Below are 15,738 nucleotides of genomic sequence, written 5' to 3'. Positions count from 1 at the left end.
CCTTGTAAATAGCCGGAAAAAGCCGCCACTTTTATGGATATAACTATAATTGCATTCTTCCGGCTTGTCAAGCTAATTTAAAAATTTCACAATTACACCACTCAGGAAGTCTCCCCCAAAGCGATGTTTTCTCAATACTTTTTATTCCACACTCTTTAAGGACTCTACCATATCAATGGTTTTCAGCTTAAAATGCATCACCCCATTCACCACAATGGAAAATATGCTTGTCAGAATTCCACTGTATAAAAAGCTCAACGGCTTAATATTACGTCCAAACATAACTGCATCCACCTCAACCGTAGTAATCACATACCTGTGAATGAGAATTCCAAACACTGCTCCAAACATAATTCCAAGCACTGTCAGAATCACGTTTTCCCGAAGCACATACTGAGAGACCTCTCCGTCATAGAAGCCAAGCACCTTCAAAGTTGCCAGTTCCCTCTGTCTTTCTGTTATATTGATATTATTCAGATTATACAATACCACAAAAGCCAGCATTCCTGCGGAAACGATCAGCACCAGGATCACCGCATCCAGAGTGCTCAGCATACGGTCAACCTGTGATGCCAGACTACTGGTATAACTGATGCTGAGAGCACCAGGATTAGCAAGGATCCGGCTTCCTGCCATTTCCAGATCATCCTTGCAGTCTTCCTGCATAGTAAACACAATGTTCTCATACTCCGGCTTTTCCCCGAACGTCTGCTCATAAACCCTGGGCGTCATATAAAGGTAATGGCTCATATAATTCTCTGTGATCACAGCCACCCTCACCTTATATTCCTTATCTCCCTTTTTTAGGGGAATCATATCTCCCACCTTTAATCCCAGCAGGGATGCCGTTTTCTCGGAAATAGCAGCACCTTCGTCGGTAAGCTCATATGTTTCCCCGGTAATACGGTTCTTTAAGGTTACATCCTTTGCAAACTCACTCAGGCTCTCTGGCACAAACAGATAAATACTGATGTTGGAGCTGCCTTTCGGAGCACTGATCTTCGTCATTTGTACCCGATTGCAATGGGCGATTTGCTCATTTTCCTTCATATATTCAAACAGCTCTTCATGTTCTTCCTCTGTAGCATCGCTGTCCTCAATCACCATTCCGTCATAATGCTGCAGCTCCCGGTACTGAATAGCGGCAATATCACTAATGGAATCCTGAAGCCCAAAACCAACCAGCATCAGTCCCATGCTTCCTGCAATTCCAAAGACTGTCATGATCAGACGCTTCTTGTAACGGAAAAGATTTCGGATTGTGGACTTCCAGGAAAAGCTTAAATGCTTCCATATAAATGTGAACCGCTCCAGCAATACCCGCTTGCCCTCTTTCGGAGCCGGTGGGCGCATAAGAGAGGCCGGTGTCTCCTGCAGCTCCTTTCCACTTGCAAAAAGAGTCGCTCCAACTGTACATACAACAGAGGCTGCGGAAGCGATCAGTGCGAAGCCAGGCTGATAATCAATGGAAATGGTATTTGCCACATTGTGATACATAATTCCATAAGCAGTTATAATAATGTATGGAATAATTTTCTCTCCGATCAGCATTCCTAGCACACTGCCAAGAAGAGTTGCAAAAAATGCATAACAGATGTATTTTGCTGCAATGGCAGACTTCTTATATCCCAATGCCTTCAAGGTACCGATCTGGGTTCGCTGCTCCTCCACCATACGAGTCATAGTGGTAAGACTGATCAATGCCGCTACCAGGAAAAAGATGACCGGGAAAACCTGACCGATGTTTCGAAGACGGTCTGCATTATCACCGTAATCCGTATATTCCGGAAGATCCTCCCTATCTGTAACCATCCACTCCGGCTTTTCCAGATCTTCCAGCTCCTTTTTCGCATCATCCAGCTTCTGCTGATTCTCGGCAATCTCATCCTCAGCATCTTTTTGGGCGTCTTCGTACTCTTTCTTTCCGTCTGCAAGGTCTTTCTCGCCTTTTTTCAAGTCTTTAGCCGCATCCTGAAGCTTTTTCTCATTGTCTGTAATCTCTTTTTCACCGTCTGCAAGCTTCTTCTCATTGTCTGCGATTTCTTTCTCACCATCGGCAAGTTTCGCCTCATTTTCTGCAATCTCTTGCTCACCGGAAGTAAGCTTTGCCTCATTTTCAGCGATTTGCCGGGCACCGGAATGATACTGTTCCAGGCCGGAAGCATACTGCGCTTCGCTGTCATTTAACTTTGCCACATTGGCATCCAGTTCCGCCTGTCCTGCTGCCAGGGTCTCTGCATTGGAATCAATTTCTTTCTGGGCTTTACTCAGTTTTTTCTTTGCTGCCTTTAACTGCTTCTGACCTTTTTCCAGTTCCTGTTCCCCTGCCTCTATCTCAGCTTTCGAAGCAGCAAGAGTATTCTCCTGTTCCTGAATCTGAATCCATCCGGCATCGATCTGTGCCTGACCTGCTGTTATCTGTTCCAGCCCCGCATTCAGCTCGCTTTCTTTCTGAGAAAGCTGGGAAAGTCCATCCTCGACTGCTGCAAGCCCGCTTTCCAACTCACTTCTGGTCGCTGCAAGCTGCTGCCGCTGACTCTCAATCTGCGCTTCACTTGCCTGGATCTGCTGGGTTACTGCCACCTCCTGTTCTTCCAGTGCAGACACCTGGGCTGCCAGAATATCTATTTCCTCCTGGGAAGCATCCGGATTTTCCAGTGCTGCGTTGTAACTTGCGCGTACTGTAGCAAGCTGACTCTGCAGCTCCGTCAGCTGAGCTTTTGCGCTTTCCAAAGCACTTATTCCCTCCTGAAGCTGGGCTTCTCCTACTGATACCTGGGAAAGTCCATCTGTAATCTGCTGCTTCTGGGCATTTAACTGGGTTCTGGTACTTTCGATCTGCTGCTGTCCGGCAGTAATTTCCGCTTTTGACTGATCCAGTTCACTTTGCTTTGTTGTCAAAGTCTGCTTTGCGGCTTCTAACTGCTGTTCGCCTACCTCAAGCTGGGCTTTTCCATCTGCAAGTTTCGCTTTATTTTCATCTAAAGTCTTCTGATTTTCCTCTAATTCTGCCAGACCACTGGTTACCTGCTTCTGCGCAGAATCAAGCTGAGCCTGTCCGTCAGCAAGCTGGGCTTTTGCTGCATTTACCTGACTCCATCCATCATCCAGCTGGCTTCTGGCAGTATCAAGCTGGCTTTTGCTGGAGGAAAGCTGACTCTTGGCAGATTCCAGCTGACTTTTTCCATCAGCAAGCTGCGCTTTCGCATCTTCTAACTGGGTTTTCCCATCAGCAAGCTCTGTCTTCGCATCTTCCAGCTGTTTTTTCCCATCGGCAAGCTCTGTTTTTGCGTCTTCTAACTGGGATTTTCCATCTTCATACTCGTTCCTGCCGTCTTCTAAATCCTTTTCACCTTTATCCAGTTCTTCTTTTGCGTCAGCAAGCTTTTCATCTGCCTCTTTTTTCCCATCGTCCAGCTTCTTCTGGGCATCATCGATTTCCTCCTGTGCATCTGCCTTCACAGCTGCAAGGCGGATCTGACAGCGATCATCTGCTATGTTTTCAACACGGCCTTTGATCTTGGCAATCAGATTCTCGTAACCGTCTGTATAACTGGTAAGGCCCTTTGCACCATGAACGGTCACATAAATCTGGGTATAAATTTCCTGGTCAAAATCTTCCGGGAGCACATATCCAAATCCATTTACTTCACCAGTTCCAAGGGTTGTATTTCCTCTGTTAAAGGAAATATAAAGAGGGCTTCTTCCAGTTCCCACTACCGTATATTCTGCAGTCACAAGAAGGGTAGAATCTCCATCTTCACGCAAAGCAACCTTATCTCCTACCTTATATTCATTGGCAGAAGCAAATGTGCTATCCAGAAAAATCTCTCCACTTTTTTCCGGAAGGCGTCCCTCCTGCACATCCAGTTTATTCACTGCGTCATTTATGGATTCAATGTGAAGAACCTTCTGCTTCTGGCCTTCCCCGCACATCACATCGGTAGACCAGGCACCTTCTGCGGACTCAATGCCATCTATACTTTCTATAGAAGAAACATCATCAGATGTCAGGCCCATTGTGCCCACAACCTTGATATCCATCAGGCTGCTTTCGTCATAATAGGCATCTCCGGAATAGCGCATATCCGGCGAGGAAGCCTGAATACCGGAAAAGAAGGCCACTCCGAGAGCCACGATCAGAAGAATGGAGATAAACCTGGATTTGCTTTTCCGGATCTCCATCCAGAATTCTTTTCTTAATGCTTTCATCTCTCACCTACCACTCAATTTCTTCTACCGGGGTTGGGTGGGCATTCAAAGTCATCTGTGCCACCTTGCCGTTTTTTATTTTAATCACGCGATCTGCCATAGGCGTCAATGCAGAGTTATGAGTGATAACCACTACTGTCATCCCCTTCTGGCGGCACATATCCTGTAAAAGCTTGAGAATTGCCTTACCAGTCTGGTAATCCAGCGCACCTGTAGGCTCATCACAAAGGAGCATCTTCGGATTCTTGGCAAGAGCTCTTGCAATGGAAACTCTCTGCTGTTCACCGCCTGATAACTGGGCAGGAAAATTTCCAAGTCTGTCTTTCAGGCCCACCTCTTCCAAAACAGTTTTCGGATCCATGGGGTTCTTACAGATCTGTCCTGCCAGTTCTACGTTTTCCAGAGCTGTCAGATTGGGAACCAGATTATAAAACTGAAAAACAAATCCAATATCGTCCCTGCGGTAGCTGGTGAGCTGGCGGTTATTGTATTTCGCTATATTCCTTCCATCTACCCAGATCTGACCGCTGGTGGCAGTATCCATTCCTCCCAGAATATTCAGAACCGTAGTCTTACCAGCGCCACTGGGACCTACGATCACGGCAAACTCGCCTTTTGCTATGTTAAAGCTGATCTCATCTACTGCGATTATTTTTACTTCTTTTGTTCCATAAATCTTGGAAACCTTTTCAAGGTGAATATAGTTTTCTGTGGTATCCTGCAATTTATCACACTCCTGTTTTTCAAATATGTTTTAATTTTAGTATAGCATTGCAGGTTTTTTTGTTCAATCAGAGAAAGTATGAAATTTCTATAAAGATAACTATACGTTACTGGTCACGGAGTAAACAGTAACAACTATACCAATCGCGTAGGATATGAATTCAAGTGTGCAGTTATAAAAATTATAGTTATTTCAAAAACAGCCTCTGACTTTCCCAGTAAAAAAGTCAGAGGCTGTTTTTCTTTCCTGCTCATCAATTGCAGAATATATAATTACAATCTGCATATCCGTATTTCATAAGGCGTGGAGAATATACATACCAGTATTTATCTGAACTGGAATCAATTACTACCACAGTATCACCGGTATTCAGTTCACCAATCTCATTTGCCGCATCATATCCCATAGCGGATCGAAGAGCCAGATAGCCGGTAGGCACTTTTACATACAAGGTAGCATATGCATTTCCACCCACCAGATAATCTTTGTTTACAAATCCATTGGTATCATATTTCGGGGAATACACATACCAGTACTGGGAATCACTTGTATCCAGAAGCTGTACGGTATCACCGGAATATAATTCCCCGATTTCATTGGAAGCATCATATGCCTTCATATTGCGAAGTGCCAGATAGCCCTTGGCAACACTGACCGTTCTTATTTCGCCAAAATAGCTGGAATCTGTATCCAGTCCCTCTTCTCTGTACAGGTACTCCTGGTTCACATATCCATAGCCGTCCAGTTTCGGGGAATACACATACCAGTACTGAGAATTGCTGCTGTCGGAAACCCAGACGGTATCTCCTGAATAGAGCTCACCGATTTCATTAGATGCATCATATTCCGGTGCATTGCGAAGAGCCAGATATCCGGTGGAAACGCTTACGGTCCACATTGTATCATAGGAAGATACGGAAGATGTCACAGAATCCAGATAATCATTATTCACATATCCAAAATCGTCATACTTAGGAGAGTATACATACCAGTAACCTGTGGCGCCAGTGTAATCCAGTACCTCCACCAGATCACCACTGTAAAGTTCTCCGATCTCATTACCGCTATTATAGGATGTATCTGTCCGAAGAGCCAGATATCCAGTAACAACATTCACACGGTAAGTATTACAGGAAGCCTCTGCCTCCTGCGTAGTTCCGGGAACTGAAAATGCAAGGGCTGCAGCTGCAAGAACAGGTATGCAAATCTTCTTCATTTTCGTCATAGAAAAATCCCCCTTCATATAGTCGTTGCTGTCCACCCCATGACCAGCAACATACAATTTTCTGAAAAAACACTTTTTTCATGTATTTATATATGAAAATTATAACGGATTAACCATGGCTTTTCAACTCCGTTTTTCTTATTATACACCACCTGACTCTGTTTTTTGTAATGCTTCATTTCCATCTTCTGTGCCATAATTGCGCAGCATAAAACTGTCCTCTACAGCTTCTTTCATATTGGTAGCGTCTGCATAATTATTATTCAGGATTAGCTTATCTAAACCATAGCAGGTCTGCCCTTTAATGTAATGATCAAATTCCAGTTTAAAGCTATACCGATCTGTATCGGGGTCACTTGCAATAGACGAAAGACTAGTACATCGCTTCGTAAATAACTATACCTGCACACTCGAATCCACAGACAAGTGAGTGGTATAGTTATTTCGAAAACGATGTACTAGTATTTCCCTTAGAGCGTATAAAAAAGCGCTTATCAGAATTTTTTTTTTCAGACAACCGTAGCTGCCTGTCTTATGTTTCCCATTGAAATATTTCTTTGAAAATTCCTCCGCCGAACAGGGTCTGGAATAATAGTATCCCTGAAGCAATTCCGGCTTATAAGTCTGGACAACGGAAAGGATTTCCTCATTCTCCACACCTTCCACACAAACCTTTATTCTGGTCTGCTTACTCAGATTCATAATATATTCCAGAATCGCCTGATCCATCTCATCATCCTGAATGGAACGGACAAAAGTATGATCGATCTTGATCCACTGTGGTTTCAGCTTGCGAAGCAATGCAATGGATGAGTACTCCGTGCCGAAATCATCCAGTGCCATATTGATCCCCATATTTTTAAAATATTCAAAATCATCCCGAAGGCCGTTGGGATCCGATACCTTACAGCTCTCTGTAAGCTCCAGGATCAACTGCTTCTCCGGTGTGCCGGATTTTTCCACGATCCGTGTCACCATTTCCCTGAAGCCTTCCTGAAGTATCTGGATATAAGAAACATTCACGGAAATTACAAAATCAGGATTCTCCATGCGCCACAAGGCCGCCTGGGCAAGTGCCTCATTCAAAAGCCACTCTCCCACCTGTCTGATGGTTCCGTCTTCCTCCAGGATCGGAATAAATTCCATTGGGGAAACCAGGGTTCCATCCGGCAGATAAAAACGCATCAGAGTCTCAGCACCATAAACCTCCTGAGTCTCTCCGTTCACCAGAGGCTGGTATACCAGTGCAAACCCTCTGCAATTATTGGCAACAGACTCACGGAGAACTTCCTGCAGTCGGAATTTCTCCACTGTTTTTCTGTGCATTTGTCCGGAAAACTGCGCAATGCTACCACGTCCCACTTTCTTCGCCTGCTCAAGGGCGTATTCCACATTTGCATGCAAAGTCTCGAAATCCTCTGCATCCTGTGGAAAAAAGGCCACTCCGCAGGAAATTGTCAACTGGATCTCCAGATTCATCTCCCTGGGGACTTCCTCCGAAAATCTCTGCACTTCCCGGTAAATCCGGTCAAGCGCACTCTCGGATTTCTCCGTGGTAATACAATAGAATTTACCTCCTGGTCCTCGATAAGAAATAACGCCCTCCATACTCTGACATTTCTGTCCCAGACGCTGCAGCACCTCATCTCCTACCAGATACCCAAGAATATCATTGATTCTCTGAAGTCTGTCCACATCAAAAAGAAGAACCGCACCTTCCATTCCATGACTGATAAATGACGGAAGCTGCTTCTTCAGCTCATGAAACGTATATAAACCAGTGGGCTGGTCAAACTTGGCATTCACACCAAGATTCATCATCGTGCCAACAAAAAGGCCAAGGCTTCCATCCGCATTCCGCTCCACAATTCCCTGGCACCTTACCCATACATATTTCCCATATTTATTTAAAGCCCGGTATTCACAATTATGCCGGTTGCTTTTCCCCTCAAAAATACGACCGATATCCTCCAGAAAAATATGCTGGTCTGCAGGATGGATATGCTGTACCCATTCCTTCGCCGTATTCTCTATAAATTCTCCCGGCAGATTGAAGTAATCCACACTTGGCTTAGACCATCTGGAAAAATCGCGTTCCAGGTCTGCTATATAAATGTACATATTATCTGAAGTCTGAGACAGAGCATCAAATATATGGCTGTCAAGATTAGAGATATCTATCACACAAAATCACTGCCTTCCCTTTTCCCCTAATACATCAATATTTTACCATACTTTGCACAATTCTGTCTACCGTTTTTGACAATTCTGCACATAAAATGTTAAAAAAGTATAAACAGAAGAATAAATAATACAAACATTTTTATGATAATCTGTAACCATTCCGTAGATGCCAGAGCCTGTTTGAAAAATCATCCCGCAATCCGCACGTCCCACTTTGCGGCATATTTTGCCCGAATTCGTTTGTTGCAGCCCGTAAAAAAGGTACTATATTTCCATTTCAGGAGATACAGTACCTTTTACAAAAATGAATTTATTTTTTAATTATTTTACTGCCTCGAATGCTGCGTCCAGAGCCGCGATCAGGTCTTCCACTTTCTCAATACCGATGGAAAGACGGATTGTGTTTGGTTTGATTCCCTGGTCAAGAAGCTCTTCCTCTGTGCACTGGCTGTGTGTAGTTGTTGCAGGATGGATCACAAGAGATTTTACATCTGCAACGTTTGCAAGCAGTGAGAAGATTGCAAGGTTATCAATAAACTTCTGAGCGGTCTGTGCATCACCCTTGATCTCAAATGTAAAGATGGAACCGCCACCGTTTGGAAGGTATTTCTTATAAAGATAATGGCTTGGCTCACTCTCCAGTGATGGATGATGAACAGCTTCTACCTGTGGATGTTTAGACAGGTAATCTACGATTTTCAGGGCGTTGCTTACGTGACGCTCCACTCTTAAGGAAAGAGTTTCCAGTCCCTGTAAGAACATAAATGCATGGAATGGAGAAAGGGTAGCTCCTGTATCACGAAGGATGATTGCACGAATGTAAGTTACAAATGCTGCCGGAGCGGTTGCCTCTGCAAAGGAAATTCCATGATAGCTTGGGTTCGGCTCAGAAATCCACGGGAATTTGCCGGATGCCTTCCAGTCAAAGTTACCGCTGTCTACGATTACGCCGCCGATTGCAGTTCCATGGCCGCCGATAAATTTGGTGGCAGAATGAACGACGATATCTGCACCATACTCAATCGGGCGAACCAGGTAAGGAGTTGCAAATGTAGAATCAACTACAAGAGGAATGTTATGTTTGTGCGCAATTTTTGCAACTTCTTCAATATCAATCAGGTTGGAGTTCGGGTTTCCAAGGGTTTCAATAAAGATTGCTTTTGTGTTTTCCTGAATTGCCGCTTCGAAGGAGCCTTCTACATCCGGGTCTACAAATGTTGCGGTGATACCGCTGGTCTGCGGAAAAGTATGTGCCAGAAGGTTGTATGTTCCGCCGTAGATGGTCTTGGAAGCTACAATGTGCTCACCTGTTTTTGCAAGTGCCTGGAATGTATAATTGATAGCTGCTGCACCGGAAGCAACTGCAAGTGCTGCAACTCCACCTTCAAGAGCAGCAATTCTCTGCTCGAAAACATCCTCTGTAGGGTTGGTAAGTCTTCCATAAATATTTCCGGCATCGCGAAGTCCGAAACGGTCAGCTGCATGCTGTGAGTTATGGAACACATAAGATGTGGAAGCGTAGATTGGAACAGCTCTTGCATCTGTTACCGGATCTGCTTTCTCCTGTCCAATGTGTAACTGTTTTGTTTCAAATCCCCAGTTTTTAGAATCTCTGATATCTGCCATTTTTCTTTCCTCCGTATGTTTACTATTTTTCATCATTTTTTGTTAATGTTAGTTTTGTTATTGTTTTTGATGTTTTTCTTTGCTGTTGCTTTGTTTTTGTTGATGAATGCATAGTAACATACTGGGGATTATCTGTCTAATATGTAAAAATAATATCTGGTTATAGGTTCATTCTATAGCCAGGTATTTGGGGAATTTTTCTTTGCATATTTCTTTACACTATTCAGAAACGCCTCATGTATCCTGTCATCCTCATCCAGTTCCGGATGAAATGCCAGTCCATACTGCTTTTTATACTTTACAGCTACAATGTTTCCATCCACCTCAGCCAGTACTTCTGCGCCTTCCCCACATTTTTCAATATAAGGGGCACGAATGAATGTCATGGGAACCTGACCGATTCCTTTCATTTCCCTGATGGTGTGAAAACTGCCAAGCTGTCTGCCGTAGGCATTTCTTTTTACTGTCACAGGCATGGTTCCGAAATACACATGCCCGTCATTAGAGAGGTGGTCAGCCAGAAGGATCACCCCCGCACAAGTGGCAAGCACTGGCATTCCAGCCTGGATTTTCTCTTTCAAAGGCTCAAACATTTCCAGCTCCCGAAGGAGTTTTCCCTGTACCGTACTCTCACCGCCTGGCAAAACCAGTCCGTCAAAACCTCCATCCAGGTCTTCTTTTTTCCGCAACTCCACGCACCGAGCACCCAGTTTTTCCAGTTTGCTCTTATGTTCTGCAAAAGCTCCCTGCACAGCAAGGATTCCGATTTTCATCTTATTTGCCCCTCTCTGCCATCAGAAGCTGGATTTCCTGCTCATTGATTCCGACCATAGCTTCACCAAGGTCTTCGGAAAGCTCTGCAAGCGTTTTGGAATCCTGATAGTTGGTGACCGCTTTTACAATAGCTGCTGCACGCTTCTTCGGATCACCGGATTTGAAAATACCAGAGCCCACAAACACACCTTCTGCGCCAAGCTGCATCATAAGGGCCGCATCTGCAGGAGTCGCAACACCGCCTGCTGCAAAGTTTACCACTGGAAGTCTTCCGTTTTTGTGTACATACTCAACCAGCTCATATGGCACACGCAGGTTCTTTGCTTCTTCAAAAAGCTCATCCTCACGCATGGAAACCACTTTCCCGATTTCGCTGTTCATCATGCGCATGTGGCGCACCGCCTGTACCACATCGCCGGTTCCTGGTTCGCCTTTTGTACGAATCATGGAAGCACCTTCTGCGATTCGCCTTAAAGCTTCCCCTAAATCTTTGGCTCCGCATACAAATGGCACTTTAAACTGACGCTTGTCAATATGGTAAACATCATCTGCCGGGGAAAGCACCTCGCTCTCATCAATATAATCAATCTCAATTGCTTCCAGAATCTGCGCTTCTACAAAATGTCCGATACGACATTTCGCCATAACCGGAATGGAGACTGCCTCCTGGATTCCTTTGATCATTTTTGGGTCGCTCATCCTGGAAACACCACCTGCTGCACGAATATCTGCCGGAATCCTCTCCAGCGCCATAACCGCACAGGCACCTGCCTCCTCTGCGATTTTTGCCTGTTCCGGAGTGGTAACGTCCATGATCACTCCACCTTTTAACATCTGTGCAAGCTGTTTATTTAATGCATATCTTTCCTGGCTCATTTTGATTTCCTCCTGTATGTATTGTGCAGAAAAATTGTGTGGCACTGTTTTAACAGATCTCCATTTCTTCAACTGCCTTTTATTTGTCTGAAAGCATACAGGAATACTGTACCGTTATAAATATCCAATTTTTATATATTTTAAAATGACAGTTTGAATATTTTCTCTTAAACTGTCCTGCAGGACTTGTTTTTTTCCAGCAAAACCTTCAGTGCCCGGGCAATTTCTACCTCGTCTTCTGCTATCAGGATACGCATAATTTTCCTCCATTTTTTTCTGAAAAGGAGACGCTTACGCGTCCCCCATTTTCCCGCCCCTCCTAGAGCCTTTTTCAAACACGCTCTAGCCTGATGGCAAGTTGCAGGGGCAAATAATATACTATTATTTTTTCGGTTTCTTTCGCGCCATTATGCCACCGATCCGGCCCGTTTCTTTGGCGGAGAGGCTTTTCCAGCCCCCTTCTAAGACTTTATCCAGAATGCCAAGTTCCTGAGCAATTTCATATTTTGTCTGTTCTTCAGGGGTAAGATTTCCGGATTTGTAAGCTTCTACTTCTTTGTCTTTGTTCATATGTCTATGCTCCTTTTTACAGTGTTTGGATGTATATAGGGAGTATGGACAAAATATAATACATTTATTCAAAGTGGATGCAATTTGACATGGCATATTCCACGCGAACCGTCGCAATATTCTGCCAAGCTGACTGTCAACTACAACTAAGCAGCTCGGCCCCCCGCAGCTAAGTTTTCGCAGGCAGTGGATCTTGTGCAATTCTTCTTATGCTTTCGGAATAATAATCGCTGCAATAATATATGCCCAGATTCCTGCGCCGCCGAAGCAGGTCAGGATTACCCAGGCCAGGCGGACCAGGGTTGGGTCAATATCGAAATACTCGGCAATTCCTCCGCACACACCGCACAGCATACAATTTACGGTTGATTTGTATAAACGCTTATTGCTCATAATTAATTCCTCCGATCTGACATTTCTGTCTTATTTTTTATCCATTACATAACTTTACACCAGAGCGTGTCTGAAAAGAGCTTTCTGCAAGATTTAGCTTTCCCCAGTAAACTCCACATCAATCTCGCCCATTCCGCATTCCAGCACCATATCTTTTCTGGCACCTTCATTGGAAATGTTTTTCTCAATGCCAATTCCACTGTACTCAGAATCCTCCAAATTAATCTCACCCATACCACAGGAAAGATCGTAATTATAGTCCTTCTCTTTTCCAGTTACTACCATGTCAATTTCACCAGCACCGCAGTCCGCATTCAGTTTCTGAATATCAAGCTGATCAATGTCGATGGTTCCGGCGCCAACCTGAAGATCACAATACGCTGCTGTGATATTTCCATAACCGCTAAATTCTCCAGCGCCAACTTCCACCGAAAGCTCCTGTACTTTTAAATCGCACTCCAGATCAATAGTACCCATGTCAACACCCAGGCTTACCGTATCAAAGTCTTTCCCGGAAGGAACAATGACTTTTATCTGTTTCTTCTTTTTTACATTTCCACTGCGGGTATCTGTAATCGTGATTTTCCCGGAAGTTTCCTTAACCACTACATCGTTCTTCGCATCATTTGCCACATTTACCCGAATCTTGTCACCATCGTATTCCTGGATAAGGAGCTCATCATACTTCAAACTGATTTCCAGATCACTGGCAAAATCCATATCCACAGTATTTCCATCTAAAGCATCCCAATCTATGTCAGAAGAATGATATTGGGCGTTTCCCAAATGGATCAGACCAGCCAGCGGATAATCATTATCCTGAAGCAGCTGTCCAGCCTGATCAAACACATTTCCGCCTGTTTCCACTGCTGCTACAGAAATTCCACCGATACAGAAACCAATTCCTGCCACTGCGAAAGCACCTGCTGCAATCAGCATTCCCTTTGTTCCTTTTTTCATGCCTGCTCCTCCTTCTTATTCCGATACACGATTTTCTGGAAAAAGTCTGTCACCTTGCGAAGGATCCATGGGAAAATTGTGGAGCCCAGCCATCCTGTTAAAATGCAGAACAGAATTCCTGATGCAAACAAAAGACAGCCGATTCCCATTACCAGAAGTCCCACAGCTGTATTGGTAACCAAAATTCCAACACCCACACTAATGCAGGCGCAAGCTGCTACGATAAATGCGAACGCCACAACTCCGGATACAAAAATCGCCAAAAACGGAAACAAGATCACCACCAGTAAAATACTGAATACGCCACTAGCTGCTGTAATGATAAATGGGGAAAGAAATACCAGGGCAATTAGGATCAGGATAAACCTGCTGTTGCTTCCCTTCTCTTTCGGGCGATATCCCCTGTGGATACGATCTGTTTTTCCTGCATGTTTCCCATCTCTTTGGCGAATCTCCGGCATATAAGAAGCCTTGTTTTCCCTCAAGTCCTCATATCCATTCTCTGTATACTGTGCATATTCTTCATTGCTTTCGTCAAGGTCTGCCTTTATTATGGCAGCCACTTTTCCGGGGCTTCCAAGCTCTCTGATCACGGAAGCCTCATTCTCAGGACCGGCTTCATCAAAATAACTGTTGTAGTAAGCCAGCGCCTCCTGCTTTTCTGCTTCCGAAATATCAGACAGCAGCCTCTCTAGCTGTTTCATAAACTGCGCTCTGTCCATACCTGTTAATTCTCCTCCCTCATGTGGCCGCTGTCCGCATTTCTGCCAACGTCCTCAAACATACTGCCTATCTTGGTGGAATAATTCTTCCACTCGATCTTGTACAAATTCAGCTGTGCCTGCCCTTTCTCCGTCAGTTTATAATATCTGCGATTTCGTCCGGCATATGCCTGATCGTAAACTTCCAGGCAGTCATCCTTCTGCAGGCGGCGCAGCACTGGATAAAGTGTGGATTCTGAAATATCCAGAACTCCGCGTACATCCTGGGTGATCTTGTATCCGTAAGTACCTTCCGGCTCCTTGGACACAACCGCCAGGACAATAGCGTCCAGAAGTGCAGCTCCTGTGTTAAATACCATCTGATCACTCCAATCATATTATATAATTCATCAATATTATTTAATTAACAATACTATATGATATATAATATAATTTTGTCAATACCATTTTTGAAAACAAATTTATATATTTCTATCATTTACACAAAAAAGGCGCAGCCAATGCCACGCCAATATTTCAACATATTTTCTTTCACTTCAAATAACTGATCAATTTCTCCGTCACAGGTGAAAGCCTTTTTTATCCTTCACTACAAGCCCAATTTTCCGGAAACAGGCGGTTCCATAGATTGAATTTCCAGGTTTAATATTGCAGAAATTAACCACTCTTTTTTCTTTTTCAACGCCTTCTATTGCTTTACCTGGCAGGCAATTTATAGATACTTGTGAGTAATTTTTTACCTGTATTGGTCTCAAATACGCGCTCTCTGGCTGTTTCAACAGCATTCTCAGACATTTCACTTTCATCTGCATTTACAAGAAAATCAGCTTCCAGAAGAATGCGGTAATCCATTCCGTCTACGTTTGTATAGGTGTGGTGATGGCTGACCAGATAGTTGATTCTCTCTTTCATTTCATCATCAATTTCCACATCCTTGAGGAAATTTTCTACCAGCTCAGGACTTTCTTTTTCCTGGTTGGAGCCATTTGTATTACCATATTTTACGCGGCATACAGGGCAGGCAATGTCGTGGATCACGGCTGCGATTTCCAGAATTTCCTGCTTTCTTTCGGTTAAATTTTCCATCTCGCCAATCATTCTGGCATATGTATATACCTTCAGAAAATGGGCAATATCATGCTTGTTTCCATCGGAATATGCGATCATTTTTGCGATAACATTATTTATGGTTTGCTGTGTTTCTGTCATGTTTTTTCCTCCTCGTTTGCATTCAAAAAGCGGCAGAAATCATCTGGAAGGGGAGCTTCCAGAGTGATTATTTCATCTGTAAATGGGTGACAAAAAATCAGCTTCCAGGCATGGAGCGCAGCTCTTTTGAAGCAGTCATTCCTATTATTAATTCTGCCTTCCGTATTCTTTTTTTCTTTGCTGTTACTCATTTTCAAACACGCTCCAGAGCGTGTTTGAAAAAGGCTTTCTGCAAGATGTGCGTCACAATTTGTGGGAGATTT

General features: G+C 44.0%; 16 protein-coding genes and 1 pseudogene. 1 reads left to right on the top strand and 16 read right to left on the bottom strand.

Going from position 1 to position 15,738, the window contains the following annotated elements:
- Positions 1–141: 141 nt before the first annotated feature.
- The 5 genes from AB5618_RS13560 to AB5618_RS13540 form a co-directional block, all read right to left on the bottom strand.
- On the bottom strand, positions 142–4,212 hold the full coding sequence (locus tag AB5618_RS13560; RefSeq protein ID WP_368366843.1) for an FtsX-like permease family protein: 4,071 nt from the start codon (positions 4,210–4,212) through the stop codon (positions 142–144).
- A gap of 7 nt (positions 4,213–4,219) precedes the next feature.
- Positions 4,220–4,936, bottom strand: a complete 717-nt coding sequence (locus AB5618_RS13555; RefSeq protein ID WP_173716387.1) for an ABC transporter ATP-binding protein — start codon at positions 4,934–4,936, stop codon at positions 4,220–4,222.
- Positions 4,937–5,189: 253 nt separating this feature from the next.
- Positions 5,190–6,161, bottom strand: coding sequence for a hypothetical protein (locus tag AB5618_RS13550; protein ID WP_226840986.1), 972 nt, complete (start codon positions 6,159–6,161; stop codon positions 5,190–5,192).
- Between the two features lie 141 nt (positions 6,162–6,302).
- Positions 6,303–6,524 carry a CotH kinase family protein gene (locus tag AB5618_RS13545; protein ID WP_308768394.1) on the bottom strand — a complete coding sequence of 74 codons (222 nt, stop codon included), beginning with the start codon at positions 6,522–6,524 and terminating at the stop codon, positions 6,303–6,305.
- A 33-nt stretch (positions 6,525–6,557) separates the two neighbouring features.
- Entirely contained in the window at positions 6,558–8,345 is a 1,788-nt protein-coding gene (locus AB5618_RS13540; RefSeq protein ID WP_368366842.1) for an EAL domain-containing protein, read from the bottom strand.
- Between the two features lie 176 nt (positions 8,346–8,521).
- Between AB5618_RS13540 and AB5618_RS13535 the strand changes: the two genes are divergently transcribed.
- Positions 8,522–8,653, top strand: a complete 132-nt coding sequence (locus AB5618_RS13535; RefSeq protein ID WP_368357340.1) for a DUF6783 domain-containing protein — start codon at positions 8,522–8,524, stop codon at positions 8,651–8,653.
- A gap of 13 nt (positions 8,654–8,666) precedes the next feature.
- On the opposite strand, the gene AB5618_RS13530 is transcribed toward AB5618_RS13535, so the two are convergent.
- The 11 genes and pseudogenes from AB5618_RS13530 to AB5618_RS13480 all read right to left on the bottom strand — a co-directional run.
- Positions 8,667–9,971: an O-acetylhomoserine aminocarboxypropyltransferase/cysteine synthase family protein gene (locus tag AB5618_RS13530; protein WP_173716385.1), complete on the bottom strand. Its 1,305-nt coding sequence runs from the start codon at positions 9,969–9,971 to the stop codon at positions 8,667–8,669.
- A 173-nt stretch (positions 9,972–10,144) separates the two neighbouring features.
- Positions 10,145–10,744: a pyridoxal 5'-phosphate synthase glutaminase subunit PdxT gene (gene pdxT / locus AB5618_RS13525; RefSeq protein ID WP_368366841.1), complete on the bottom strand. Its 600-nt coding sequence runs from the start codon at positions 10,742–10,744 to the stop codon at positions 10,145–10,147.
- Position 10,745: 1 nt separating this feature from the next.
- Positions 10,746–11,621: a pyridoxal 5'-phosphate synthase lyase subunit PdxS gene (gene pdxS / locus AB5618_RS13520; RefSeq protein ID WP_148461248.1), complete on the bottom strand. Its 876-nt coding sequence runs from the start codon at positions 11,619–11,621 to the stop codon at positions 10,746–10,748.
- A 381-nt stretch (positions 11,622–12,002) separates the two neighbouring features.
- Positions 12,003–12,191: a small, acid-soluble spore protein, alpha/beta type gene (locus tag AB5618_RS13515; protein WP_118583262.1), complete on the bottom strand. Its 189-nt coding sequence runs from the start codon at positions 12,189–12,191 to the stop codon at positions 12,003–12,005.
- A gap of 207 nt (positions 12,192–12,398) precedes the next feature.
- Positions 12,399–12,584 carry a PspC domain-containing protein gene (locus AB5618_RS13510; protein WP_021924744.1) on the bottom strand — a complete coding sequence of 62 codons (186 nt, stop codon included), beginning with the start codon at positions 12,582–12,584 and terminating at the stop codon, positions 12,399–12,401.
- 93 nt (positions 12,585–12,677) lie between these two features.
- Positions 12,678–13,544 (bottom strand): DUF4097 family beta strand repeat-containing protein, encoded by an 867-nt coding sequence (locus tag AB5618_RS13505; RefSeq protein ID WP_148461247.1) that lies wholly within the window; start codon positions 13,542–13,544, stop codon positions 12,678–12,680.
- Positions 13,541–14,266, bottom strand: coding sequence for a DUF1700 domain-containing protein (locus tag AB5618_RS13500; RefSeq protein WP_148461246.1), 726 nt, complete (start codon positions 14,264–14,266; stop codon positions 13,541–13,543). The genes AB5618_RS13505 and AB5618_RS13500 overlap by 4 nt, the downstream gene beginning before the upstream one ends.
- A gap of 5 nt (positions 14,267–14,271) precedes the next feature.
- Complete coding sequence (locus AB5618_RS13495; protein WP_148461245.1) at positions 14,272–14,625, bottom strand: PadR family transcriptional regulator; 354 nt, start codon at positions 14,623–14,625, stop codon at positions 14,272–14,274.
- A 337-nt stretch (positions 14,626–14,962) separates the two neighbouring features.
- The gene (locus AB5618_RS13490; RefSeq protein WP_148461244.1) at positions 14,963–15,475 is read right to left on the bottom strand and encodes an HD domain-containing protein; all 513 of its coding nucleotides are present in this window, start codon (positions 15,473–15,475) and stop codon (positions 14,963–14,965) included.
- Positions 15,472–15,666 carry a hypothetical protein gene (locus AB5618_RS13485; protein ID WP_368366848.1) on the bottom strand — a complete coding sequence of 65 codons (195 nt, stop codon included), beginning with the start codon at positions 15,664–15,666 and terminating at the stop codon, positions 15,472–15,474. Before AB5618_RS13485 ends, AB5618_RS13490 begins: the two co-directional genes overlap by 4 nt.
- A 6-nt stretch (positions 15,667–15,672) precedes the next feature.
- A pseudogene (locus AB5618_RS13480) lies at positions 15,673–15,738 on the bottom strand (DUF6783 domain-containing protein); the annotation flags it as partial.

It is taken from the genome of Ruminococcus sp. J1101004sp1_RTP21198st1_B9_RTP21198_201120 (assembly GCF_040924245.1).
In the GTDB taxonomy this organism is placed as follows: Bacteria; Bacillota; Clostridia; order Lachnospirales; family Lachnospiraceae; genus Blautia_A; species Blautia_A faecis.
Note: the sequence above shows the minus strand (reverse complement) of the source record. Positions and strands in the feature narration are given on the sequence as shown.